Annotated in this window: 15 protein-coding genes; 7 read left to right on the forward strand and 8 right to left on the reverse strand. The window is 66.4% G+C overall.

The features are described from left to right. Nucleotides 1-232 precede the first annotated feature (232 nt). Nucleotides 233-1786, forward strand: a complete 1554-nt coding sequence (locus QZ607_RS01280) for an ATP-binding protein (RefSeq protein WP_295878721.1) — start codon at nt 233-235, stop codon at nt 1784-1786. A gap of 90 nt (nt 1787-1876) precedes the next feature. After that, the gene (locus QZ607_RS01285; protein ID WP_295878725.1) at nt 1877-4645 is read left to right on the forward strand and encodes a 3'-5' exonuclease; all 2769 of its coding nucleotides are present in this window, start codon (nt 1877-1879) and stop codon (nt 4643-4645) included. 53 nt (nt 4646-4698) lie between these two features. On the opposite strand, the gene QZ607_RS01290 is transcribed toward QZ607_RS01285, so the two are convergent. The 4 genes from QZ607_RS01290 to QZ607_RS01305 all read right to left on the reverse strand — a co-directional run bounded on the left by QZ607_RS01290 (nt 4699) and on the right by QZ607_RS01305 (nt 9433). Beyond that, nucleotides 4699-6105 (reverse strand): hypothetical protein, encoded by a 1407-nt coding sequence (locus QZ607_RS01290; RefSeq protein WP_295878727.1) that lies wholly within the window; start codon nt 6103-6105, stop codon nt 4699-4701. A gap of 13 nt (nt 6106-6118) precedes the next feature. Further along, a complete protein-coding gene (locus QZ607_RS01295) occupies nt 6119-6421 on the reverse strand; it encodes a hypothetical protein (RefSeq protein WP_295878729.1) in 303 nt (100 codons plus the stop codon). Nucleotides 6422-6652: 231 nt separating this feature from the next. Next, the gene (locus QZ607_RS01300; protein WP_295878731.1) at nt 6653-8263 is read right to left on the reverse strand and encodes an ATP-dependent RecD-like DNA helicase; all 1611 of its coding nucleotides are present in this window, start codon (nt 8261-8263) and stop codon (nt 6653-6655) included. A gap of 225 nt (nt 8264-8488) precedes the next feature. Then, on the reverse strand, nt 8489-9433 hold the full coding sequence (locus QZ607_RS01305) for a hypothetical protein (RefSeq protein ID WP_295878734.1): 945 nt from the start codon (nt 9431-9433) through the stop codon (nt 8489-8491). A gap of 308 nt (nt 9434-9741) precedes the next feature. On the opposite strand from QZ607_RS01305, the gene QZ607_RS01310 reads away from it, so the two are divergent. Continuing rightward, nucleotides 9742-11295 carry an ATP-binding protein gene (locus QZ607_RS01310; RefSeq protein WP_295878738.1) on the forward strand — a complete coding sequence of 518 codons (1554 nt, stop codon included), beginning with the start codon at nt 9742-9744 and terminating at the stop codon, nt 11293-11295. Between the two features lie 333 nt (nt 11296-11628). On the opposite strand, the gene QZ607_RS01315 is transcribed toward QZ607_RS01310, so the two are convergent. Further along, nucleotides 11629-14169, reverse strand: coding sequence for an EAL domain-containing protein (locus tag QZ607_RS01315; protein WP_295878739.1), 2541 nt, complete (start codon nt 14167-14169; stop codon nt 11629-11631). A 253-nt stretch (nt 14170-14422) separates the two neighbouring features. Between QZ607_RS01315 and QZ607_RS01320 the strand changes: the two genes are divergently transcribed. Further along, nucleotides 14423-14959: a Slp family lipoprotein gene (locus QZ607_RS01320; RefSeq protein WP_295878741.1), complete on the forward strand. Its 537-nt coding sequence runs from the start codon at nt 14423-14425 to the stop codon at nt 14957-14959. Between the two features lie 448 nt (nt 14960-15407). Here QZ607_RS01320 and QZ607_RS01325 read toward each other — a convergent pair whose 3' ends face one another. Continuing rightward, entirely contained in the window at nt 15408-16580 is a 1173-nt protein-coding gene (locus tag QZ607_RS01325; protein WP_295878743.1) for a YbfB/YjiJ family MFS transporter, read from the reverse strand. A 297-nt stretch (nt 16581-16877) separates the two neighbouring features. On the opposite strand from QZ607_RS01325, the gene QZ607_RS01330 reads away from it, so the two are divergent. The 3 genes from QZ607_RS01330 to QZ607_RS01340 are packed head-to-tail and all read left to right on the forward strand — an operon-like array spanning nt 16878 to nt 22663. After that, nucleotides 16878-19691, forward strand: a complete 2814-nt coding sequence (locus tag QZ607_RS01330; RefSeq protein ID WP_295878746.1) for an ATP-binding protein — start codon at nt 16878-16880, stop codon at nt 19689-19691. A 42-nt stretch (nt 19692-19733) separates the two neighbouring features. Continuing rightward, nucleotides 19734-21368, forward strand: a complete 1635-nt coding sequence (locus QZ607_RS01335; RefSeq protein WP_295878748.1) for a DEAD/DEAH box helicase — start codon at nt 19734-19736, stop codon at nt 21366-21368. Next, entirely contained in the window at nt 21368-22663 is a 1296-nt protein-coding gene (locus tag QZ607_RS01340) for a DNA-processing protein DprA (RefSeq protein ID WP_295878750.1), read from the forward strand. Before QZ607_RS01335 ends, QZ607_RS01340 begins: the two co-directional genes overlap by 1 nt. 115 nt (nt 22664-22778) lie before the next feature. On the opposite strand, the gene QZ607_RS01345 is transcribed toward QZ607_RS01340, so the two are convergent. Next, nucleotides 22779-24095 carry a homoserine dehydrogenase gene (locus QZ607_RS01345; RefSeq protein ID WP_295878751.1) on the reverse strand — a complete coding sequence of 439 codons (1317 nt, stop codon included), beginning with the start codon at nt 24093-24095 and terminating at the stop codon, nt 22779-22781. A 49-nt stretch (nt 24096-24144) separates the two neighbouring features. Next, on the reverse strand, nt 24145-25401 hold the full coding sequence (gene alaC, locus QZ607_RS01350) for an alanine transaminase (protein WP_295878754.1): 1257 nt from the start codon (nt 25399-25401) through the stop codon (nt 24145-24147). Nucleotides 25402-25541 lie beyond the last annotated feature (140 nt).

The following is a 25541-nucleotide window of genomic DNA, read 5'->3' on the forward strand; positions in this document are numbered from 1 at the left end:
CCCGCAGGTCTCGCCGTAGCCACGACGGTACGCCTCGGTGACCCGCTGGGTGCGACGCTCGCGCAGGTACGCGGCAGCCGCCTTGCACACTAAGGCTGAGCGACCGTCACCCGTCTGCGCGGTTTGACGCCGCGGGATGAGGTGATACCGCTGCCCATCATGCCGGTGGAGAGGCGTAGACTGAAGCCCGAGCCCGGCCCCAAACCGATCCAGCTCTTCGAGATGACCTGTCATGACGGCCAAACGCAGCCTGCCCATCGGCATCCAGACCTTCAGCAAGATCCGCGAGGGAGACTTCTACTATGTGGATAAGACCGGCCTGGCGCTGCGGCTGATCGCGGAGGGCTCGCATTACTTTCTGTCGCGCCCCCGGCGCTTCGGCAAGTCCCTGTTCCTGGACACGCTCGCGGAGCTCTTCGAGGGCAATGCGGCGCTGTTCCAGGGACTTGCTGCCGAGCAGCGCTGGGACTGGTCGCGGCGCTTTCCGGTGATCCGGTTAAGCTTCGCCGGGGGTGTGCTGCGCAACCGAAGCGAGCTTGATGAGAAGATCGCCGAGCTGCTGGCGGAGAACGAGGCGCGGCTCGGTGTGCGCGGCGAGCAGCGCAGCCTCTCCGGGCGTTTCCACGGGCTGATCGCAGCGGCCCATGCGCAGCACGGCGAGCGCGTCGTCGTGCTGGTGGACGAGTACGACAAGCCGATCCTCGACAACATCACCGACCCGGATACGGCGCGGGCGATGCGCGACGGGCTGCGCAACCTCTATTCCGTCATCAAGGGCCAGGATGCGCACATCCGCTTCGCCTTCCTCACTGGCGTATCGAAATTCAGCAAGGTCAGCCTATTTTCCGGGCTGAACAACCTCAAGGACATCACCGTCGATGCGCGCTACTCGGCCATCTGCGGCTATACGGAGGCGGACCTGGACGAGGTCTTCGCACCGGAGCTGGAAGGGCTGGACCGCGAGCAGGTCCGTGCCTGGTACAACGGCTACAACTGGCTCGGCGAGGCCGTCTACAACCCCTTCGACGTGCTGCTGCTGTTGGACGGGCGCCAATTCCGGCCATGGTGGTTCGAGACCGGCACGCCGACCTTCCTGGTGGACGTGCTGACCGAGCGCGGCTTCTACACGCCGAGGCTCGCGCACCTGCGTGCCGACGAGGCCTTATTGTCGGCGTTCGATGTGGATCATTTGGCAACGGAGGCGCTGCTCTGGCAGACCGGCTATCTCACCTTCACCGGCTCGCGCCAGATCGGCGCCCGCTGGGAGTACAGCCTGGGCTATCCGAACCTGGAGGTGGAGGCGGCCCTCAACGATGCCTTGCTCAAACGGCTGACCGAGCAGCCCGGACAGGCCAGCGAGCTGACCAGCCGGCTCTACGACGTCCTACTCGCCGCCGACCTCGACGGGTTCCGCCAGCACATCATCAGCCTCTTCCACGCCATCCCGCACCAGTGGCACGATGGCAACCAGCTGGCGCGCTATGAGGGCTACTACGCCAGCGTCTTCTACAGCCACCTGGCGGCCCTCGGCCTCGACCTGGCCTGCGAAGACGCCAGCAGCCACGGCCGGCTCGACCTTCGCCTGCGCTTCAACGGCCGGCTCTGGCTGTTCGAATTCAAGGTGGTCGAATTGGCCCCCGAGGGCGCCGCACTGCAGCAGATCAAGGACCGGGGCTATGCCGAGAAGTACCGCGCCGAGGGCCTGCCCATGCACCTGATCGGCATCGAGCTCAGTCGTGAGCAGCGCACGTTGATGGGGTTTGAGGTGGAGACGGTGATGCCATGAGCCGCAGTCCGGCGTGTGACAACTTCCGGACCTGACCAGCGCGCCACCGCACGCCGCGCAATTCTGAGTTGAGCAACGCTGCAATCGCTGATGCAACCACCTGAAGACTTCAAGCGGCAATTCGCCGATACGATCTCACCGGAGCAGCAGTCCGTCCTCGACTTGGCGACTGGCCATCACCTCGTGCAAGCCCCGCCGGGCTCAGGCAAGACGGAATTGCTGGCACTGCGACTGGAACGCGTCCTCGACTCCGGTATGCCTGCCGAATGCTGCGCCTGTTTGACCTTCACCAGTCGCGCGGCACGCAACATGGCAACCCGCCTCGGAGACCGCTGCCGCGGCGCATTCGTGGGCAATCTGCACAGTCTGGCCAGCCGCTATCTGGGCGGGCCGGATGGGGCGGGTGCCCTCGCGGGTATTCTCGACGAAGAGGATACCGGCCTCTTCCTCGACCAAGCGGTTGCAGATGTGCTCAAAGGCTGGCGACCGCAAAGCGACGCCGAGCTGCCAACAGCGAAGACCATCGAGCGACTGCGGAAAAAACCACAAACCGGCAGTGCTCCAGGCCGATCCACTGCGGCAGGTATCGCTTTCGGATCGCCGGCCCTCGAACCATCGCAGCTGCGCAAGGCGGCGCTGCGTTTCATCCCATGGGTCGATCAAGTCTGCGCCGGTTGCCCCGATGCGGTGATCGAGTCGGCCCGCCGCCTTTTCCACGCATCCACGTCGATCCGCTTCGACGATCCCGCGCCCCCTTATTGCCAAGCCCTCCTCTGGGTCCGCGCACACTACCGCCGGCAGAAGCGGGAGCTGCGGGTGCTCGATTTCGACGATCTGCTGCTGAACTGCTGGCGACAGCTGGACACGCAGCCCGATGCCCCACGGTTCAGTTGGATACAGGTCGACGAGGCCCAGGATCTGAACGACCTCCAATGGGAGATTCTTCAACGCATCCTAGCGCCGGAGGGGCATCTCGTTGTCTACGCAGACCCGCAACAAGCGATCTTCTCCTTCATGGGTGCAAGCTATGAACGTCTTCAACAGGTGCGTCAGCGGCTTGAGCTCCATGAGCTCTCGATCAACTTCCGCTCGCTCCCATTCCTGCTGGAGATCCTCGGCCAGTACGCTCGCCAAGAGCTGCGTGCGGACTTGGACTGGCACTCGTTGGTTGCCGGTGAGCTTGGACGTAACGATCTGCTGACCATGGCCTTCGCCAATGAGGACGATGAAGAGGCATATCTGTCCAATCAGGCTGTACCGAAGATCCTGGAGCAGCACCAAGGCAGCGTGGCGCTGCTTGTGCGCACCAACCGACAAGCAGCGCGGCTCTCGGCCAGTCTTTACCACGCGGGCCTCGACCACTTCACGGTATCCAGCCAGGACCTGTTTAGGCTGAAGATCGGCAAGGATTTCATGGCCTGGCTGCAAAGTCTGGCGCGACCCGAAGCCCCGCTGCCCTGGATACGTCTACTCCAGCTATGCGGGGCCGCAAGGTCGCTGAAAGACGCCCATGAGCTGCTACGCCGAATGCGCGAATGCGCCATCCTGCCCCACTGGCTGCTCGGAGACCGAAGCGGGGAGTCCGCTCTGCCTTGGCTCGATTTGATCGCCATGCTCGAACATGGCCGTCTGGTCATCTTCGACACCGAGACAACCGGCACCAACGTCGCCGAGGACGACATCTTGCAGATCGCCGCCGTCGAGCTGATCGACGGGCGTCCGCGGCGCGAGCTTGTCGTCTATCTGCGAAGCGATCGCGACATAGGCGACTCGGTCACCGTGCACGGCATCACACCGGAGCAACTCGCCGAGAAGGGCATGGACCGACGCGAAGGACTGAGCCGCATCGTCGACTTCCTCGGCGACGCCCCACTGGTTGCCCACAACCTCGTCTTCGACCGGTTCATGCTCGACGCCAATCTCGCGCGAGTCGGTATTGAGCCACCCGACACCCGTGGCCGGTATTGCAGCCTGGAAATGGCCCGTGCACTGGACCCGAACGCCCCCTCGCACCGACTGGGCGACCTGCTGGAGCGCCACGGCCTGGAGGGAGACAACAGCCACGACGCCCTCGATGACGTGCGCGCCACGCTGCCCCTGCTGCGGCTGGTCGCGAAACTGGGGCGCGAACGCCGGGCCAAGGCCGAAGCCTTCGTGGCCGAGATCTCGGATGTCTTGCGCCGTCTGGACGCACCGCTGCCGCGGGCCTGGCTGCGCAGACGGGCGGCTTGGCTCGAAAAGACCGACTTCAAAGCCCTATTCGACGAATTGATGCGCGAGCTGCCACAAGATGCGTACGAGCCAGGGCACCGCCGCGACCTGGAAGACAAACTCCTGCGCCACATGCAACGGACCTGCCCGCCGACCACGCTGCAAGACCTGTTGCAGCAGCGTCTGCCGCCTTACCTGCTCTATCGCGAGCCGGACCTGATCCTCGATGAAGACCGCCTTGTGGTCTCCACCGTGCACCGCGCCAAAGGGCTCCAATTCGACTCGGTGCTGATCCCCGGCTGCACCGACAACAACTACCCCTCATGGTTTGCGGCAAACGATGGCGAAGAAGCGCTTCGGGAAGAAGCCCGCCTGTTGTACGTGGCCATGAGCCGCTCGCGCCGTCAGCTGGTGATTTCCTGGCCAAAGTCCACCAGCAACGACTACGGGCGGGTATTCAACGCGATCCCCTCGCGTTTCCTGGCCAGCATCCGCCCTCGCTTTCGCCACTACGATATCCCCGCTGAGCGCATCCGACGCAACCGCGATCACTTCACCTGCCCAAGCTGTGGTCGCAGCTTCAAGTTTGACGGCAGCCGACAGCATGACCGCCGTTGCTTCGCATGCGGCCATGTTCCTGGGGGGTAGTGGAGGCGCGAGGCGACGGCTCGCGACGCCCTTGAGCCTGTAACCCTTAAAATCTAAAGCAATTTCAGAGCTTTCCAGCCAAGCTTCCCTTTCTTGTCTCTGGACATGACAGACACACAGCGAATGCTGTCGATGTCGCCTTGAATGCTGCCCATCAGGTCCGGAGGCACAAAGACGCGGTCGTCGCGGCTTGCGCCGGAGATGAATCCGAAGGCACGCCCTTCGCAGCGCTCGACCTGCCCCGACTTGATTTCGACAAAGCCAGGAATCGGCGCGAACTGGACGGGGTGCCAGTCTCCAGGCGGACCCCCGCCTCGCTCAAAGCCCACCTCAATCAAGTCGCCGAGGGACTGCGATTCGATCCCGTGAAAACGCCGATAGGACAATATGCTGCCTTCTTCCGGACCGAACGCCACATGAGCGAGCGACTTGCCGGGATTGTGATGGTCAAGCACACCAATCCGGTAGACAAGTTGCGCTCGCTGACCCTCCGATAGTATTGCCTGGGCTTCTGCGCGCACGTCGGCCTCCGGTGGGAGGTTCGACCGCTGGCTCAGCTCGACAAACCAGGATGTGGAAGCGAGCTGCTGAAGCTTGGGCGGTATTTTGTACCCGCGCTCGGTACGATCGGCGAGCGCATGCTGGACCTGGACTGTTGCCTCCTCCTGACGACCACGCGCGGCCAACAAGCTCGCCAGCGACGCCCGGGTGTTGAGCACTTCTTGCGGCTGTCGAGCAAGTCGGCAGGCGTGCTGGTAGCAGATGATGGCGCGCTCCGGGTTGCGACGTTCTTCGATGTGCCCAAGCAAGCTCCACGGCCAGGCCGCATTCGCCTGACGGCGCATCACCGGTAGCAGATGCTCTTTCGCCTGCTCCCACTGATCGCGATTGAGGAGCAGTTGGCTCTTGTAGTAGTGCAGCCATTGATCGTTGGGCGCTCGATCCAACTCGGCATCCACCACGGATTCGGCCCAGTTGACCAACCCTGGTTCCGCGTCCGGGGGCGGATGTGCGGCGCCGCGACCGACGGCGTGGGCAAATCTAAGGGCCAGGCTCGCCACCTCGTGCCCGTACGGGGCATGATAGGGCTCGCGATCCTCTGCGCGCAGATGGACGGGATCCCACCAGCGGGCGAATTCCAGAAATCCACGCCATTGCCGGCTGGTTTTCAATACTTGCGTGAGCAGTTGGGAGTGCAGCAGATCGGGGCGGATTTTCTCCCCAAAGCGACGATACTCAGCGAGCAACGCACCGACGTTCGCAGCCAACTGCGCAGGCGGGATCTGATGGTTATCGAAGGATTCGACCTCGGCCTTGATGAGGTCGTAAAGCACCCAGCCGTAGGCGCGCAGCAACCAGATATCATCCGGTGCGACTGCAAACCCCTCGCGCGCCTTGTTGAGGGCGTCGTCCAAACGGTGCTCTTTACGAAGTTGAAAGATCTCTCGCGAGTCGCTCATGCGTCACTCTCCATCAGTTCATGCAGCCGTTGTAGAAGGCCGCGACTGCTGCCCTCACCACCGACTTCGCTTGCACAGGTCCATTGGCGCTTCTTGTTGTACACGAAGTCGATAGCGGAGCACACTCCTTGATGCTCGAAGGTGATCCTGACGCGGAATTGGAGGGGTCCAGGGAAATCAGGCGGATGCCGGTACCTTCAACGACCTGATCAAGTTTGCAACGAAACTCCTCGATGAAAGGCTCCAGATGATGGCTATCGGAACGCTCCGCTGACTGGATCGCGGTCTGCATCAAGGCCATCGCTTGCTCCAGCAAGCCATGATCCGAGTGCGCACCTGGGGCCGCTAAGATTCGAGACAGCCTGTGGTTGCCTTTCTAGTGGTATTGCACCCAGGCATGCTCGACGCCGCGTCGGATCTGATAGCGTTCGGCGTAGGCAAGGTGAGCGAGCGACTCGATCAGGACGGATCGGTCAGCCCAGGCATCACGGAAGGCCGCGTGATAACGGAACAGGTCTTCCTGGCCTGCGGTGAACGCGAAACGTTGCTAATCGGGATCGGCGTGCGACGCCGCAGCGGCGTTGGCATCCGGCGACGCGTCCTCAGCAGCCAAACCCTGCCAAGCCATGTCGGAGGACGCCGTGTACCGTGGCGCGTCGACGGTGACGAGCCTGGTCCGGGCTCGGGTGATCGCGGTATAGGCCCAACGGAAAAACATCTCGTTTCGGGTTCCACCGCCGCCGCTGAAGTCGATGATGGCGGTTTCCCATTCACCACCCTGCGCCTTGTGGCACGTCAGCGCATACCCGTATTTGACCTGCAACGCGTTGAAGAACGGATCATCCCGGAGGGCGATGGAAAACTCGGCACTACCCGGTTTAAGGGCGGGATGGCGCTGACGGAAATCCACGTATAGTCCGCGCACCTCCAAAGGGCTGAGCTCGCGGTCCGGTGAGTCGAGAAGATTTTCGATCAGCAGGCAATCGCTTTGCGTGACGGTATTGTCCGGTTCCTGGTAAAGGATGCGCGCTGGCCGGAAGTATAGGGAGACGCGGGCAGTTCGCTCGTGAATCTCCACATGCCTGGATTCGAAGCTGCGTCTCACCTCCTCGGACTGCGGCTTGACCTTGAGGGATACCGTGTGGGAAATCGGCGCCGGAGATACGGCTTCTACACGCGCCAAATCGCCATTGCTCAGGTTGCAACGGTAGGAATTCTTGTTGATCAGCAGTAAATCGCCCTTGGTCAGCGGGGCATCTTCATCCCCTCTGAGTCGAGCCCGCACGGCCCGGTTGAGCTCGCGGGCACGACCGTTGGTGCGGGTGACGAATACACAGCTCTTGTTGCGCTGGAGCTGCGCAAGTAGGAGGTCCAGACTCTCGGTAACAGAGTGCTGTCGAACCTCGTCGCCGCTCTCGGCGATATCGAACGCTGTGTAGGTCTGCGCATCAATGGCGTCGCGAAGCCCGGTGGCTCGCGCGAGAATCGCGCTACCCTCCTTCTGACGCATGACTTCACAAAGCTCGAAGAACTGACTTTCGAGACCATGTGCTTGAGCCAGATAGTCGGTGCACATGGCTGGCGAGTGCGTCTCACCGACCGGGGGTAGTTGCGCCGGATCGCCCACAAAGATGATCTGGCCCCGAGTGGGACGAGCGACATCCTCTCGATCAAGTCGGGCATAGTTGATCAGGTCGGTGAGGAGACGACCGGAGCCGAACTGCACCAGATCGCCCTTCGTCTCTTTGTCTCCGACCATAGACGCCTCATCGACGATAAAGACCGAGTCCATGGGATCATCGCCTCGCAGCGGAAAGTACATTCGCACCGCAGGGTCGCTGAGTGCATCTGCTGAGTCGTCCGCGCGAACCTCCGGTTGGCCGTATATTTGCCCATGCAGGGTCGCGGTGTTATAGCCCGTTCGAGCGCGAAGGATGCGTGCTGCACGGCCGGTTGGTGCAGCCAATGCCAGAGGGCGTCCGTGCTCACGCACAAGGGATGCAATCTGCCTGATCAACGTCGTCTTGCCCGTCCCGGCGCTGCCTTTGAGCAAGAATGCCGGCTTGTTGCTTGCCAGGAATACGCGGACCGCGTCGAGGGCGTCTCTCTGGGACGCGTTTAGTTTTAGAGGTTGCCGGGACTGGTTTTCGTCGCTCATAGAGGGAGTTTCGCCTATTGCACAAAACCGCGAGGCAGAGCTCCGTAGCGCGCTTCGAGCTGGTCGCGGATGACGATCCCGGCGCCGACGATGTCAAACGACTTGGGACTACGTCGACACTTTTAGGATGGTCGCGGCGCTCCGGCTCCGTCAGGCATCGCGCGCCGTTGAAGCGGCGCCTGTCGCGCAGCGCGGCGCCTTTGATCAGAGCCGGCATAGAGTGCGCTATTTGAGCTTGGCCATCACCCGGCGCAGCATCTCGCGAGTCTCCGGATCGAGGGATCGGATCTCGTCGGGATCGAGCCCCCGCAGGCGGTCGTCAAGCCCAAGCCCGCGAAGGCGCTCATCCGGCCCAAGCCCGCGCAAGCGCTCCTCGGGAGGCATCTCTTCGACTATGGCCCGACGCTCCTCGGGCGTCAGGTTGGCGATGATCTCTTGGTGGGTCTCGCGGATGAAGTCGTCGACGGTGTAGCTCATGGCGGAAAGCCCCAGTCGATGGTTGATGAATACCCGATACAGCAGTTCTTGGGCGGCGGCGGATCGGCGCCGACCGCGCAGGTGGTGCAATCCCCGACGCACATGCTTGATGCGGCTGCTGAACAGTTCCCACAGGGCGTTGCGGGGCGCGTCGGCGACGGCGTCGAGCACGATCAGGCGAATGCGCCGAACGCCCCAGTGCAGATCATGGACACCAGCATGGTCCGTGGGTTGCAGCGCACCGGGCGGCAGCCGGCGGAACAGGCCGAGCGGCTCGCGAGTGGCGACGGCGTAGAGCTGAAAGGCATGCTCTGGCAGCAGCCGCTCGGGCTCTGCGTCGTCGCCCTCAACGTCGGCGCGGGCCTGATCGTCGCCGCCGACGGCGAGCAGCTTGCGGTAGTTGACGTAGTGGCCCACCAGTTCATCGAGCGCCCAGGCGTCCAATGCCTCTTGGTGGGACTTATAGGTGAGCAGGTTGTGGGCGCCCAGGTTGTCCAGCCCGTCCGGCAGCTCGAACGCCGACGCATCGATCTCCGACCCGCCGTCGGCCCGCTCGATGATGACCACGTCGAGCTTCTGGCGTTTCTGGGCCAGTTCCTTCTCCAGCTCGACGCGCCAAGGGGTTCCGTCGAAGCGGTCGGTGAGACCGATGCCGAACCAGCGATGCCAGTCGATACGTTTGGCTTGGGGCATCCGGACATTCCAAATATGCACGGGGCAAAATACGTTGTGCGCGATTCTACAAGGTTACTCCAAGCCGAAAAAGCACACCCGCCGCTGGTGCTGCTCGCGATGGTGGTGATCGACACCATCCTGGTCGGAACCCCGAGGGCATGGAGCTTCGCGTCGGCACCACCGGCTCGGTGCTGGTGATCCAAGCCGTCTGCGCGTTTGAGCGCCGCGGGATGAGGTGATACCGCTGCCCATCATGCCGGTGGAGAGGCGTAGACTGAAGCCCGAGCCCGGCCCCAAACCGATCCAGCTCTTCGAGATGACCTGTCATGACGGCCAAACGCAGCCTGCCCATCGGCATCCAGACCTTCAGCAAGATCCGCGAGGGAGACTTCTACTATGTGGATAAGACCGGCCTGGCGCTGCGGCTGATCGCGGAGGGCTCGCATTACTTTCTGTCGCGCCCCCGGCGCTTCGGCAAGTCCCTGTTCCTGGACACGCTCGCGGAGCTCTTCGAGGGCAATGCGGCGCTGTTCCAGGGACTTGCTGCCGAGCAGCGCTGGGACTGGTCGCGGCGCTTTCCGGTGATCCGGTTAAGCTTCGCCGGGGGTGTGCTGCGCAACCGAAGCGAGCTTGATGAGAAGATCGCCGAGCTGCTGGCGGAGAACGAGGCGCGGCTCGGTGTGCGCGGCGAGCAGCGCAGCCTCTCCGGGCGTTTCCACGGGCTGATCGCAGCGGCCCATGCGCAGCACGGCGAGCGCGTCGTCGTGCTGGTGGACGAGTACGACAAGCCGATCCTCGACAACATCACCGACCCGGATACGGCGCGGGCGATGCGCGACGGGCTGCGCAACCTCTATTCCGTCATCAAGGGCCAGGATGCGCACATCCGCTTCGCCTTCCTCACTGGCGTATCGAAATTCAGCAAGGTCAGCCTATTTTCCGGGCTGAACAACCTCAAGGACATCACCGTCGATGCGCGCTACTCGGCCATCTGCGGCTATACGGAGGCGGACCTGGACGAGGTCTTCGCACCGGAGCTGGAAGGGCTGGACCGCGAGCAGGTCCGTGCCTGGTACAACGGCTACAACTGGCTCGGCGAGGCCGTCTACAACCCCTTCGACGTGCTGCTGCTGTTGGACGGGCGCCAATTCCGGCCATGGTGGTTCGAGACCGGCACGCCGACCTTCCTGGTGGACGTGCTGACCGAGCGCGGCTTCTACACGCCGAGGCTCGCGCACCTGCGTGCCGACGAGGCCTTATTGTCGGCGTTCGATGTGGATCATTTGGCAACGGAGGCGCTGCTCTGGCAGACCGGCTATCTCACCTTCACCGGCTCGCGCCAGATCGGCGCCCGCTGGGAGTACAGCCTGGGCTATCCGAACCTGGAGGTGGAGGCGGCCCTCAACGATGCCTTGCTCAAACGGCTGACCGAGCAGCCCGGACAGGCCAGCGAGCTGACCAGCCGGCTCTACGACGTCCTACTCGCCGCCGACCTCGACGGGTTCCGCCAGCACATCATCAGCCTCTTCCACGCCATCCCGCACCAGTGGCACGATGGCAACCAGCTGGCGCGCTATGAGGGCTACTACGCCAGCGTCTTCTACAGCCACCTGGCGGCCCTCGGCCTCGACCTGGCCTGCGAAGACGCCAGCAGCCACGGCCGGCTCGACCTTCGCCTGCGCTTTAACGGCCGGCTCTGGCTGTTCGAATTCAAGGTGGCCGAATTGGCCCCGGACGGCGCCGCGCTGCAACAGATCAGGGACCGCGGCTATGCCGAGAAGTACCGCGCCGAGGGGCTGCCGATGCACCTGATCGGCATCGAGCTCAGCCGCGAGCAGCGCACGTTGGTGGGCTTCGAGGTGGAGACGGTGATGCCATGAGCCGAAGTCCACCTCGTGACAGCGCCGATCGGCGGCGTGAGTAGATGTCTGCAGTGGCCGGTATGGGCTGAACCAGGTCTGACGAGGTCATTCTGTCCTCGACGCTGATCAAGGACCTTTACGCAGGACGATGCACCTGCAATTCTCTGCGACCTTCTTGCCGCAACAAGCGTTGGAGATGATTCGACAGCAAAACATCGCCCGATGCCAAGCAGCGCGAGGTGCTCAACCTGATCAACGCCATCCGGTTGCAGTCAGACGCCGACACCGCAGATTTTTACATTTCCTCAGCGCGTCAGGGGCTTCGTTCAAGTGATCGGCTGGAGCCTCGGCCTAGGCGGGCGCCACGGCACCCGCGCGGAGCAGCGGCTCGATCTCGGTCACGGTCATGGGCTCGGCGAAATAGAAGCCCTGCACCGCCGGACAGCCGTTGGCCGCGAGGAAGTCCGCCTGCCCGCGCGTCTCCACGCCCTCGGCGATGACCTCGAGGCCAAGGCTGCCCGCGAGCCCGACGATGCTCCGCACGATGGCGGCGGCGTCGGCGTCGGGCAGGGCCGCGATAAAGGACGGATCGATCTTGATGCGGCTCACGGGCAGGCGGCGCAGGTACGCGAGCGACGAGCGGCCGGTGCCGAAGTCGTCGATGGCCATGGACAGCTGCAGCCGCGCCAGCGCCTCCAGCACCTGCAGGGACTCGCCCCCCTCCTCCACCAGCAGGTCCTCGCTCAGCTCCAGCTCCACTTCCGTCGGCGCCAGCACGAAGCGCCGCAGCATGGTCTCCGCCAGGCGCGGGAAGTCCACATCCGCCACCTGCTTGGCGGAGACGTTGAGCGCGAGCCGCGGTGGCGCGATGCCGGCGTCCTTCCAGCGCGCGAAGGTCTCGAACGCATGCGCCAGCACCCATTCGCCGATGGGGCCGATGATGCCGGCGCCCTCGGCGATGGACAGGAACTCCACCGGCAGCAGCATACCGCGCTCCGGATGGCGCCAGCGCAGCAGCGCTTCCACACCCAGAATGCGGCCGTTGCCCAGATGCACCTGCGGCTGGTAATGGAGCACCAAACCGCCCTCGTCCAGTGCCCGGCGCAGCCCATTCTCGAAGGCGATGCGCTGCTGCACCACCTCGGTCAGGCGCGGGTCGTAGAGCTGGTAGCGATTGCGCCCGAGCTGCTTGGCCCGGTACATGGCCGTGTCCGCGGTCTGCAGCATGCACTCGGCGTCCCGGGCGTCCAGCGGCGCCAGGCTGATGCCGATACTCAGGCTTACGGCGATCTCCTGGTCTTCCACCCGGAAGCGCCACTGACTCACCGCCGCAAGCAGGCTGCGCGCCAGGGCCGCCACTCCCTGCTGGTCCACCGCGCGCTCGGTGACCACCACGAGCTCGTCGCCACTGATGCGCGCAAAGAGCTGGCCCGCCGGCACGTGGCGCGCGAGCAGACCGGTCAGCTCCACCAGCAGCCGATCACCGGCGCTGTGGCCGAAGGAGTCGTTGACCTGCTTGAAGTTGTCGAGATCGATAAACAGCAGCGCCAGCAGGCCGCCGCGCTCGGCGTTGCGTGCGAGCGCTTCTTCCAAACGTGCACGCAGGGTCCGCCGGTTGGGCAGCCCGGTGAGGTGGTCGTGGTGGGCGAGGCGGTCCAGCTCCAGCTCCGCGTGCTTGCGCTCGGACTCGTCGGTGATGACGCTGTCCCAGAACACGGTGCCATCGCCCTGACGCTGGGGCGTGCCGCGGCCGTGCAGCCACTTGAGCCGACCGCTCGGCGTGCGGATGCGCCATTGGTGCTCCCAGGGCGACAGCGCCTGGCGCGATTCTGCGACGGATGCCCGCATGGCGTCGCGATCTTCCGGCAGCACCATGTCCCACAGCAGCGCCGCGTCCTGCTCCACATCCGTCGCATCCAGCTCCCAGATGGTGCGGCAGCCCTCGCTGATGTAATGCACCCGGCAGCTGCCGTCGGGCAGCTCCTGGTAGCGGAAAATGGCGCCGGGCAGGTTGCCCGCGATGTTGCGCACCTGCTGCTCGCGCTCCGCCAGGGCCTTGCGCTGGCGCACGCTGTCCGTGATGTCCTGGGCGATCACCACCAGGCCCAGCATGGCCGCGTCGGCATCACGGTGCGGCACCAGGTGCAGCTCAAGACAGCGGCGGCCCGGACCCGGCAGGTCGAGCCACACCTCCTTGCGCAGCGCCACGCCGCGGCGGCAACGCTCCAGCCATGCGGACAGGGGCACCTCGGGCGCGCCAACCAGGTCGGTCAGCAGCCGGCCTGCGAGTGCATCGGGGGTGGCGTCAAGCGCCGCGGCAAAGCTCGCGCTCGCATGCTGCACGCGCAGCTCCAGGTCCAGGTAGGCGAGCAGATCCGGCACCGCCGCCAGCACCGCCTCGTTGAGGGCGAGGCTGCGGCGCAGCGCCAGGTCCGTCTCCTTGCGCTCGGTGATGTCCTTGAGGACACCCACGCGCACCCGGTCCCCCGTTTCTTCGACGCGCATCTCGCGCGCGTGATCGCTGACCCAGAGCACCGCCCCATCCGCCGCGCAGAGACGGTACTCGGCATAGAAGGGCTCGGCCTCGGCGCGGGTGCGCAGGCGCTCGCGCTCGATGACCTCGCGGTCATCCGGATGCAGATGCTCGCGCCACAGCGTATGGCTCGGCCGTTCGTCGCCGGCGGGCAGGCGCAGCAGCGTGCGCATGAAGTCGTTGACGTAGCGCGGCGCCTCGTCCGCATCGCCGGTGACATAGACCACCACGGGCAAACTCTCCACCACGCGTGACAGAGTTTGGATGCGCACCAGCAGCGCATCGCCCGCGAGCGCGGACATGACGTTGCCCGCATCCGCAGCGGGCTGCGCCGCGGTATCCTGGCGAGACTTGGCCAAGGACGGTTTCATGGCGATCCAGGCACAACGGTTCTCAGCAAGCATGAGCGCGGCGAGTGGCCCGCGAGCGCTCCCCAGGCGCAAGACCCCGATGATGGAGTCAGTGTTACCCCTTAAGGTTACTGCAACGCAGGCCGCGAATTATGTGATCCGCCGCGCTGTGACTGTGGCGAGCACCGCGCGCCCCAGGTCACCGACGACCAGCCCCGGTTGCTGCGCTGCCGTGCTTGGATCCTGCAGGCAGGGGTTGGTCATGGCCGCCCTGCTGGCCCTGGCCGGCTGCGCGGCGCAGATGCCCCAGAACCTGCGCACGCCGGCGGCGGCGCTCACGCCGGGCGACGCGCGCGCCGCACCGGAGCGCCACCTGGGCAGCACCGTGCGCTGGGGCGGGACCATTCTGGCGGTGCGAAACACCGCGACGGAGACTGACGTGGAGATCCTCGCTCGAGCGCTGGACGCTGCCGGCAGGCCCGAGCCGGACGCGCCGACTGCGGATGCAGCCGCTGGGCGCTTCATTGCCCGCTTCAATGGCTTTCTCGACCCGGCTCAGTACCCTGAGGGCCGGCAACTGACGGTCACGGGCGTGCTCGCGGGCGTGGAGACCCGCGCCGTCGGCGAGTATCCCTATCGGTATCCGGTGGTGGCGGCCACAGCCAAGCACCTGTGGCCCGAGCCCACCGCGGCGGCCGACTGGCCCTGGTATCCGGACCCATGGCTCGGCCCGCCCTGGCCCGGCTTGGGCCCTTATCCCTGGTATCGCGACCCCTGGTATCGGCCCTGGTACTGGTGAAGTGATCGCAACGCTGCGTTCCGAGCTGGTACGCCGACCGCTGCGTTCCGACCTCGGTCGGCGCTTGAGGCCGCTTGATTGCAAGACTCTGTGCTTTCTGGGGTCGCGTACTCCGTCAAGCCGGGCCTGACGGAGTACCCGCGCAGAGGGCCAGGACCGAACGCGGAACGCGTGCTCCTCCCGCAGCGTTGCATCCAGGAGCTCCAGGTTGTCAAGACCATCAGCGCAGAAGCCGAAGCTGCGCTTGCGACCCGGGCGGATCTTCCGCTTGGAGCGCTTCGGCGTCACGATCAGCTCGTCGCCGTCGAAACGGATGCAGGCACCGGCGGCGGCGTCCACCGCGCCCTGCATACTCTCCGCCGGGGGTGCATTCCAAGCTGGCTTGGATGCTGATTGGGGACTTGGGGCAAGGCGTTGCGGCAGGGGCGCGGGCAAGAGGGGCGCCTCCTCAAGCCCGTCGGCGCCCGTCGCCGAGCATCCCCATGGCCAGGAGCGAGGCCAGCCCGACAGCCATGATCGCCGCCACCATGATGAGCGAGTCGTCGAAGGTGCCGGTGCGCTCGGCGAGCTCGCCGGCGACCACGGGGGCGACGATCTGCGCGATGCCGTAGCCCAGCGTCAGCCGCGCCATGATCTGCGCCGGATGCGCCGGGTAGCGCAGCCCGACCATGGTCAGCACCAGCGAGACGATGCCGATGAAGGTGACACCGAACAGCAGGGAACTGGCGATGGCCGCGGCCGGCGACCCGCTCAGCACCGGCAGCAGGATGCCGATGATCTGCAGCACGTAGGCGATGCCGAGCGTCGGCAGATAGCCCAGGCGCCGTGCGACCCGGTCCCAGAGGATCGGCGCCGGCGCCGCGGCCAGCCCCACCAGCAGCCACATGAGCCCGCCCTGCCCCGACAGCGCCGGCTGCTGCTCGGTGATCAGCACCGTGAAGGTGGCGTTGATGGCGTAGCCGAAGCCCGCGCACAGGTAGGCCCCTTGCAACAGCCAGAGCCACAGCGGTCCGGGCTCGTTGCCCGTGTCGACCTGATGCGGCGCGAGTGGTGGCCCGATGTCCGGCCGCGGCAGCCAGCGCCAGGCCGGCACCAGCAGCAGCGCGCCGGCGCCGGTCAGCAGCCACCACTGCCCCCGCCAGTCCAGCACGGGCGCGGCCAGCTCCACCAGCAGCGCGCCCAGGACGATGCCGAGCCCGAGCCCGCTGAAGTGCAGTCCCAGCTCGGCGCGATGGCCGTGGCGCAGGAGCCAGTTCAGGATCAGCCCGGAGCCGAGCATCAGCCCGGCAGCGGTGCTCAGCCCCGCCAGATAGCGGCTCGCACCCCAGAGCACGGGCGACTCGGCCAGCGCCATCATCGCCGTCGTAACCACAGCCAGCACCAGGCCGATGCGATACAGGCGGTCCTTCAGCATCAGGTCCCTGAGCCGGCTCACCAGCAGCACGCCGGACAGGTAGCCCAGGTAGTTCCAGCCCGCGAGCCAGCCCGCCAGGGCATCGCCCATGCCCGTCTGCGTCTGCATGTACGCGAGCATGGGTGTGTAGGCAAAGCGGGCGACGCCCATGGTCAGCACCAGCGCAAAGATGCCGGAGGCGAGGACGAGCAGAGGACGTGTCGGCATCGGAATCGGTGTGGCCTTGGCGTGGCGTGGCTCAGCGAGGCGTGGGGCAGCAGTTTGCGGGAAAACGCCGCCAGCAGCGATGATGCCGCGAAAATCAGGCCCTTGGATGCGCCGTGATCGAAGACGCCTGCCGCGGCATCAAGAGACAGCGCTCCGGCGAGGGTCTGGCGCGCAGCCCCTCGCGCAACACCGCAACGACACAACGTCACCGCAGCCACTCTCGTTCCACGCTCCAGCGTGGGAGTGCCGGCCGGGCGCTTCAGTCAGGCAACCGCGCAGGCGGTGGAGGCGGTCGTCGTGCCATGTGGAGGCGACTGCACCGACGGGCGCAGCTTCAGCGGGCAGCGCCGGATCGGGCTCAGCGGGTGCGGGGAGCAGTTGGGCCGCGCGCTGGCAGTACGCTCGCGACTGGTCCCGGAAGCCGCTGGCCGCGCGGCGCAGTTCGACGAGCGTGGTCCGTGGCACCTGGCGCTGCACTGGCTGGTTGAGGCCGAGCAACGGGATGCCTGGTTGGAGCAGGCCGCCGAGATCCGGAACGAGACGGCTCACGTCGAAGAAATCCCGATTGACTACATCGAGGCGGGCGGTCGACATGGCGGCGGTGATCTGCAGGCGCGCTGGCGCGAGGGCTGCAACCGGCATCGCTTCCCGCGGCTGCTGCTGGCGACCCGCGCGCTGTTCCGACGCCAGGCGAGCGACGTGACCCGCTGGGCCAGCGCCGATGAGCGCGCGCGTGAAGCTTTGGTGACCCGGCTGGCGCGCTTTACCATTCCAGAGACCAACCCGGGGTCTGCGCGCGTGGCGGCGGAGCTGATGGAGTGGCTGCATGCCCGGATGGAAGCCATCAAGCGTGCGCCGGCGGCAGGCGCAGAGGGAGCCGCCGCAGAGGCGAGCCAGAATACCTCGGTGCCGCCCGTTCCCGGACCCACCGCGGTGCGACGGCTGACCATCTCGAACCTCCGCAACATTGCCGCGCTGGAGCTGCCCTTCGCACCCGGTCAGACCGCAACCGTCGTACATGGGCCGAACGGTACTGGCAAGAGCAACCTCTTCGAGGCCCTGTCATTGGCCCTGAGCGGCGCATCGCGGCGGTGCATTGCCTACCTGGACGACCAGGACATTGCCACAAGGCGCTCCACCAAGCACTACGTCGATCAGTACCTGTCCCGTTGGGAGGGTACGGATTCACCGCGCACACTGCTGGAAACCTCCGGGGACAGCCGTGCGCTGAAGCTGGCGGCCGATGCAACGGAAGCCCGGCGTCGGCTGCAGCACTTCGACGGCACCCTCCTCGGGCAGGACCAGGCGCGCGGTTTCGTCCAAATGCCCGGCGACGAGCTCGGCGCGCTGGCGATGGGTGCCCACTCCGACCTCGCACAGGACCTGCTCGACCACGTTCAGGAGCGACTCGACGAGGCGCGTGGACGCAAGAACCAGTTGCTCAAGCACTGGCAGCTGTCGACCCAGATCACCAAGCCCGACACCGCGGCGACGAAGATCGCCCTGGGCATGCTGAGCCAGGTGCTCGGGGCGCCGCAGCCACAGGTCGGCTGGCTCGCGGCGCTGCTAGGGGAAGGCCTGGCCGACCCCATCGCCAGCCCAATGGCCGGGCAACCGACCGCGGCAGCAGAGATCGCGGACATCAACACCCGCTGGGCAGCGTGGCCGCAGCATCTTCAGCAGACCGCCGCCCACGTCGCCAACAGCGCGCTCGCGGGTGATACCGCTGCCGGCGCAGACGCGATCATCGCGCTGATCCACGAGCATGACCAACTGCTGCGGCGCACCGGCGACATGCTGCGCACCCTCGCCGATCAATCGGAGCAGCTGAGCACGGAGCTTCTGGACCAGGCCGAGCGCTGGGGTCGGTGGCTGGAGCAGCAGACAACCGCCGCCCCGACAGGCACCGCGGTGGCCGGTGCGGAAGAACGCGCGCGCCTGCAAGCCGCGTTGACCAGCGTGCGCCGGCACGGCGAAGGCATCCGTGCCCACCTGGATCATCTGGACGCCGTCGAGCGCTTCCTGGCCCAGCATTGGCACGCGGATCATGCCGGCGACTGCCCCACCTGCGGCACCGACGTGCAGGCGCAGTACGGGCAGGATATCCACGGGCGTCTTGCGACAATGAAACAGTCCGCGGCGGAGGCCCTCCAGATCGCCCGCCGTCAGTACGCCGAGCATTCGAAGCGGCTGAAGACCCTGGATGCCGAAATGGTCAAGCTCGGCGCCGCCCCCTGCCCGCTCGATACGGACCAGCAGCTCAGGATCGCCGAGGGCTTGGCCATCGTGACGCCGCGCGAAGACGAGATCGCCGGAGTCCTGCGCGACCCGGAGCGCCGCCGCAGCTTGCTGGCGAATGCCCGCCGGCTGATTGGCGTGCCGTTACCTCCCAATGTGCAGGACACTCCCGGCGATGATCGGGCGCAGCGCGTCTTGGGGCAAATCACCGATGAGCTCGCCAAGATTCGTCACGCCCTCGCCGAGCCCGCCGCCTGGGAGGCGGTACACAAGGCGGTCCAGCAAACCCTGTCGCAGGCCCTGCAAGAGCACCTGCCGGAGACCATCGGCCGGGTCTGGTTCGAGCTGACCATGGCCTTGACGCCCGCCCGCTGGCAACTTCCGAGCCTGCCGAAGCTGCAGTCCGAGGCAACGCGGCGCAAGCACCGCATCAGCGTGCGCATGCAGGAGCGCTACGCGCGACACCTGCTGAACGAGGCCGAAGCGCACACGCTCGGCCTGGCCTGGTTTCTCCAGCGCCACCTGACCAGCGGGCGGTTCCGTTACGCCCTGCTGGCCATGGACGACCCGGCGCAGGAGATGGATCAGCCCGCGTTCCGCGACCTCTGCCGCCTGCTGGAGACGTTGTTGCGCCTGCATCGTATCCACAACCGCCCGCTCAACCTGCTGGTGCTGCTGCACCAGGACGAGCGAGCGCAGGACCTGGTCCGCGCCACCGACGCCAACCTGCTGCGCCTGGGCTGGAACCGGGCCGTACCCGGCTGGCTGCGGGAGATGCGCCTGCGCGCCGGGCCGGCGCAATTCCCGCTGCCCGTGATGCTGCTGGACAGCGAAGCGCGCAGCACCAATGCGCCGGTCGGCGACGCGACCTGATCGACAACAAGGTGCCCCATCAAGCGCGGGGGAGAACGGACAATGGAGTACGACGCCAAGCGCGCCTTGGAACTGCTGCGACTCGGCACCGAACGGCCAACCGCGGAGCTCAGACCCGGGCAGGAAGACGCGATTCGCCAGGTGATCGCCGGTGGTCCCCGGGTGCTGGTCGTACAAAAGACCGGCTGGGGTAAGAGCTTCATCTATCTCATCGCGATCAAGCTCCTGCGCGACGCGGGTCTGGGGCCGGCACTGCTCATCTCACCCTTGCTTGCCTTGATGCGCAACCAGGTTGCGGCCGCCGAGCGCATGGGGCTCAAGGCCGCAACCATCCATTCCGACAACAGGGACGCCTGGACCAGCATCGAGCACGATCTGAAGTCGGGCAGCGTCGACGTGCTGCTTGTTCATCCCAAGCGGCTCGCCAACGCCCGCTTCGTGGCCGAGGTGCTGTCCGACATCGCAGCGCGCATCTCCTTGCTGGTCATCGACGAGGCCCACTGCATCTCGGATTGGGGCCACGACTTCGTGCCCGAGTATCGCCTGATCGAGCGCATTGCAGACACGCTCCCCGGCAATCTACGGCTGCTTGCCACCACCGCCACTGCCAACAATCGGGTCATGGCGGACTTGCGCAACGTACTCGGTCCCAGGTTGGCCGTGCAGCGCGGCGATCTGAACCGCCCGTCACTGGCGCTGCAAACCATCCGTCTTGGCAGTCAGGCGGAGCGCCTCGCGTGGCTGGCCGAGCAACTGCCGCGGCTGGCCGGCAGCGGTATCGTCTACGCTCTGACCGTCAGAGACGCGAACCGGATATCCGCCTGGCTGCGGACACAAGGCATCGCTGTTGCTGCCTACACCGGAGAGAGCGGCGAGGCACGGCCCGAGCTGGAACAAGCCCTGTTGGCGAATCGCGTGAAGGCCCTGATCGCCACCACGGCGCTGGGTATGGGCTTCGACAAGCCGGACCTGGCCTTCGTCATCCACTTCCAGGCGCCGGCCTCGGTGGTGCATTACTACCAGCAGGTCGGCCGGGCCGGCCGGGCACTGGCGGGCGCCTACGGCGTCCTGCTCGCCGGCGACGAGGACACTGACATCACGGGCTTCTTCATCGATAGCGCCTTTCCCGGCAAAGCGGAGGTGCGCATGGTGCTGGACGCGTTGGAACGGCACCCCAGCGGCCTATCGCTTCGCGAGCTGGAGGGCGAAGTCAACCTGAGCAGCGGTCGCATCGAGAAAACAGTCTCGCTGCTTGCGCTCGAATCACCGGCACCCATCGTGAAACAGGGCGCAAAGTGGCAGCTCACGGCGGCACGGCTCGGCAACGGGTTTTGGGAGCGAGCCGAGCGGCTGACCGCGGTGCGGCGCACGGAGCAAGCACAGATGGTGCCGAGCTTCGCTGAACGCCTGGCAACGGCGTTGCAGCTGCCGTTTGCCCACGTCCTCACGCTCAGCGAGCAGCGCCCGGAACAGAAAACAATGGCGAACAGCGCTCAGCAGGCCCGGAACCTCGACGGTGCGCTGTCTGTCTCGGGATCAGTGCGGGCGGGTCCCGTGCTGCTTGTGGACGACATGGTGGACTCCCGCTGGACCCTGACCGTCGCCGCATGGCTGCTGCGCACCCACGGCAGCGGGCCGGTGCTGCCGCTGGCCCTCGCGTTGACTGGACACGATTGATGCCCGAGCTATCACCGAACACCCAGGCCATCCTCCTGCTGACCGCGCCGCTGATCATCGGCCGCGAGCGCGGTGGCGTCGCACCGCTGACACCGGCGCAGTACCGCAAGCTCTCGCAGCATCTGCGCGAGCACGAGCGGGCGCCGGCGGACCTCATCGACCCCGCGTCGGAGAGCATACTCAGGGCCGCTGCCGAGGCACTGGCACCGAAGGTGGACGAGGAGGCGCTGCGCGCGCTGCTCGGCCGCGGCTTTCAGCTCAGCCAGGCCATCGAGCGCTGGCAGGCCCGGGCGATCTGGGTGGTCAGCCGGGCCGACCCGCACTACCCGCGGCGGCTGAAGGCGCGGCTCAAGGACGCCGCACCGCCCATCCTCTACGGCTGCGGCGACAGCGGGCTGCTGGACGCGGGCGGCCTGGCGGTGGTCGGCTCCCGCCACGTCGACGACGCGCTGCTGCACTACACGGCAGCGATCGGCCGACTCGCGGCGGAGGCTGGCCGCCCGATCGTATCGGGGGCCGCCCGTGGCATCGATCAAGCCGCAATGAACGGTGCCCTGTCCTCCGGCGGTCGCTGCATCGGCGTCGTCGCCGCAGACCTGGAGCGCGCCGCGGTGCAGCGCGAGCACCGCGATCTGATTCTGGATCAGCGCCTGGTGCTCATTTCGCCCTACGATCCGGCAGCCGGTTTCAATGTCGGCAATGCCATGCAGCGCAACAAGCTCATCTACGCCCTCGCCGATGCCGCCCTCGTCGTCAACACGGACTCCCAAAAGGGCAGCACCTGGGCCGGCGCCGTCGAGCAGTTGGACAAGCTTCGCTGCGTCCCACTGTACGCACGCAGCGCCGACGACGGCAGCGAAGGATTGGCGGCCCTGCGGCAGAAGGGTGCGCTCAGCTGGCCGGAGCCAGGCACGGCCGCCGAGCTGCAAGAGCTCCTGGACCATCCTCCTGAGCCCGCAATGCCCCAACCAGCGTCGCCCGTGCTCGCCACCGCCCCCAGAAGCGACTCAGCCGCTGCTCCGTCGCACTTTAACCCGAACGACGCCTCGCGCCGGGACCCCGCCAGCGCACCAGCCGCAGCCGAGGAGCTGTTCTCAACCGTCCGCAGACTGATCGCGGACATCTCCGCGCCGAAGACCGAGAGCGAGATCGCCGCAGAGCTTCAGGTGTCCAAAGCACAAGCCAAGCAGTGGCTGTCCCGCCTGGTGGACGAGGGCGTGATCGAAAAGACCACCCGCCCGGTTCGCTACCGGCCGACGCCGCGGCGGCCGGTGCAGAGCAGCTTGTTCGGATGAGTCCAAGACGGGACTTCGAGTAGACCAGGCACTCCCCGAACGGTACGGCGACGTTTGTTTTCGCCGGCGGAGCGCCCCCGCTTGGCGCGGGAACGTCCGTCCAGCTGCATGGCCCTCAGCCCGCCAGCGTCTCCATGCGGATGCGCACCGTGTCGCCCTGCACCGCATCAAGGGCCTCGATGCGGGCAAGCGCCCGGTTCATGTGCGCTTCCTGCACCCGGTGGGTGAGCATGATGAGCGGGACATGCGTCTCGCCGGCGGCGGGCTCCTTCTGCTTGATGGCCTCGATGCTGATGCCCTCCTCGCCCAGGATGCCGGCGATACCGGCCATGACCCCGGGGCGGTCCAGTGCCGTCAGCCGCAGATAGTAGGCCGTCTCCACGTCGTCCATGGGCAGCACCGGCGTATCCGCGAGCTCCGTCGGCTGGAAGGCGAGGTGCGGCACGCGGTTGGTGGGGTCGGTGGTGAGCACGCGCACCACGTCCACCACATCGGCCACCACGGCTGAGGCCGTGGGCAGTGCGCCGGCGCCGGCGCCGTAATACAGGGTCGGCCCAACGGCGTCGCCCTTCACCAGCACCGCGTTCATGACGCCGTCCACGTTGGCGATGAGCCGCCGATGCGGGATGAGCGTCGGGTGCACGCGCAGCTCGATGCCGTTGGACGCCCGCCGGGCGATGCCTAAGTGCTTGATGCGGTAGCCCAGCTCGCCGGCGTAGGCCACGTCCTGGGCCTGGATGCCGCTGATACCCTCGGTGAAGGTCTTGTCGAACTGAAGCGGGATGCCGAAGGCCAGCGAGCCCAGGATGGTCAGTTTGTGCGCGGCGTCGATGCCTTCCACATCGAAGGTCGGGTCGGACTCCGCATAGCCGAGCGCCTGCGCCTCGGCGAGCACGTCGGCGAAGTCCCGGCCCTTGTCCCGCATCTCCGTCAGGATGAAGTTGCCGGTGCCGTTGATGATGCCCGCGATCCACTCGATGTGGTTCGCGGCGAGCCCCTCGCGCAGGGCCTTGATGATGGGAATGCCGCCGGCCACCGCCGCCTCGAAGGCCACCGTGACGCCGCGCTCCTGCGCCGCCGCGAAGATCTCGTTGCCGTGCAGGGCGATGAGGGCCTTGTTGGCGGTGACCACGTGCTTGCCGTTGGCGATGGCCTTGAGGACCAGCTCCCGTGCCGGCTCATAACCACCGATGAGCTCTACGATGATGTCCACGTCCGGGTCGTCCACCACGGCGAAGGCGTCGTCGCCGATGCGCCCGATCTCATTGAGGCCCTGGATGCGCTCCGGGTCGTAGCTGCGCGCCGCCGCATGGGCGATGCGGATGCCGCGCCCGGCGCGGCGGGCGATCTCGGCGGCGTTGCGGGTCAGCACCGTGACGGTGCCGCCGCCGACGGTGCCGAGGCCCAGAAGTCCGATGTTCACCGGTTCCATCGTTTGCCCTCGTATCGTTCGTATGCCCCGGGGGTGTCAGGATGCACCCTCAGGCGGGCTGGGAGGCCGCCCGCTCGGCGCCGGCGCCGTCCGCGGGCTCCTCGCCGCCCGCGGCGCGCGCGTCCTCGCGGAACATCTGCTTGATGCCGCGCACCGCCTGGCGGGTGCGGTGCTCGTTCTCGATCAGGCTGAAGCGCACATGGTCGTCGCCGTAGTCGCCGAAGCCGACCCCCGGCGACACCGCCACCTTGGCGTCGCGCAACAGCTTCTTGGAGAACTCCAGCGAGCCCATGTGCCGGTACTGCTCCGGAATGCGCGCCCAGACGAACATGGTGGCACGGGGCTTGTGCACCGCCCAACCGGCGTCGTTCAGGCCGTCGCACAGGCAGTCGCGCCGGCGCTGATACATGGCGCGAATGTCTGCAACGCACTGTTGGGAGCTCTCCAGCGCATGGATGGCCGCCACCTGGATGGGCGTGAAGGTGCCGTAGTCCAGATAGCTCTTGATGCGCGCCAGCGCCGCGACCAGGTCCGGGTTGCCGCACATGAAGCCGATGCGCCAGCCCGGCATGTTGTAGCTCTTGGACATGGAGAAAAACTCCACCGCCAGCTCCTTGGCCCCCGGCACCTGAAGAATGGACGGCGCGGTGTAGCCGTCGAAGACGATGTCCGCATACGCCAGGTCGTGCACCACCCAGATGCCGTGCTCGCGGGCGATGTCCACCACGCGCTCGAAGAAATCCAGCTCCACGCAGGTGGTGGTGGGGTTGCCCGGGAAGTTGAGCACCAGCATCTTCGGCCGCGGCCAGGAGCTCTGGATGGCATCCTGAAGCTCCTGGAAGAAATCCACGTCCGGTGTCAGGCGCACGTGACGGACATCGGCACCGGCGATGATGAAGCCGTAGGGATGGATGGGGTACGCCGGGTTCGGCACCAGTACCGTGTCCCCGGCACTCATGGTGGCCAGCGCCAGATGCGCGAGGCCCTCCTTGGAGCCGATGGTGACGATGGCCTCCGTGGCCGGGTCCAGCTCCACGTCGTAGCGGTCCGCGTACCAGCGCGTGATGGCGCGGCGCAGGCGCGGAATCCCGCGGGAGACGGAGTAGCGATGCGTGTCGCGGCGGCCGGCGGCCTCGATGAGCTTGTCGACAATGTGCTGCGGCGTCGGCTGGTCCGGGTTCCCCATGCCGAAGTCGATGATATCCTCACCCCGGGCCCGGGCCGCGGCCTTCAACTCGTTGACGATGTTGAAGACATAAGGCGGCAGCCGCTCGATGCGGCGAAAATTGGGCTTGGGCGCGACCACGGTGGGACCTCGACTGATTTCCGCGGGTGGAAAGGCACCAGAGTGTAACCGCAGGCCCAGCGGATTCAAACGCCGCTGCCCTTTCCCAAGCCTCAACGATACGAGCCACCGCATGCGGGCGGCACATGGACGCCTCTGCA

It is taken from the genome of uncultured Thiohalocapsa sp., from assembly GCF_913063425.1.
In the GTDB taxonomy this organism is placed as follows: Bacteria; Pseudomonadota; Gammaproteobacteria; order Chromatiales; family Chromatiaceae; genus Thiohalocapsa.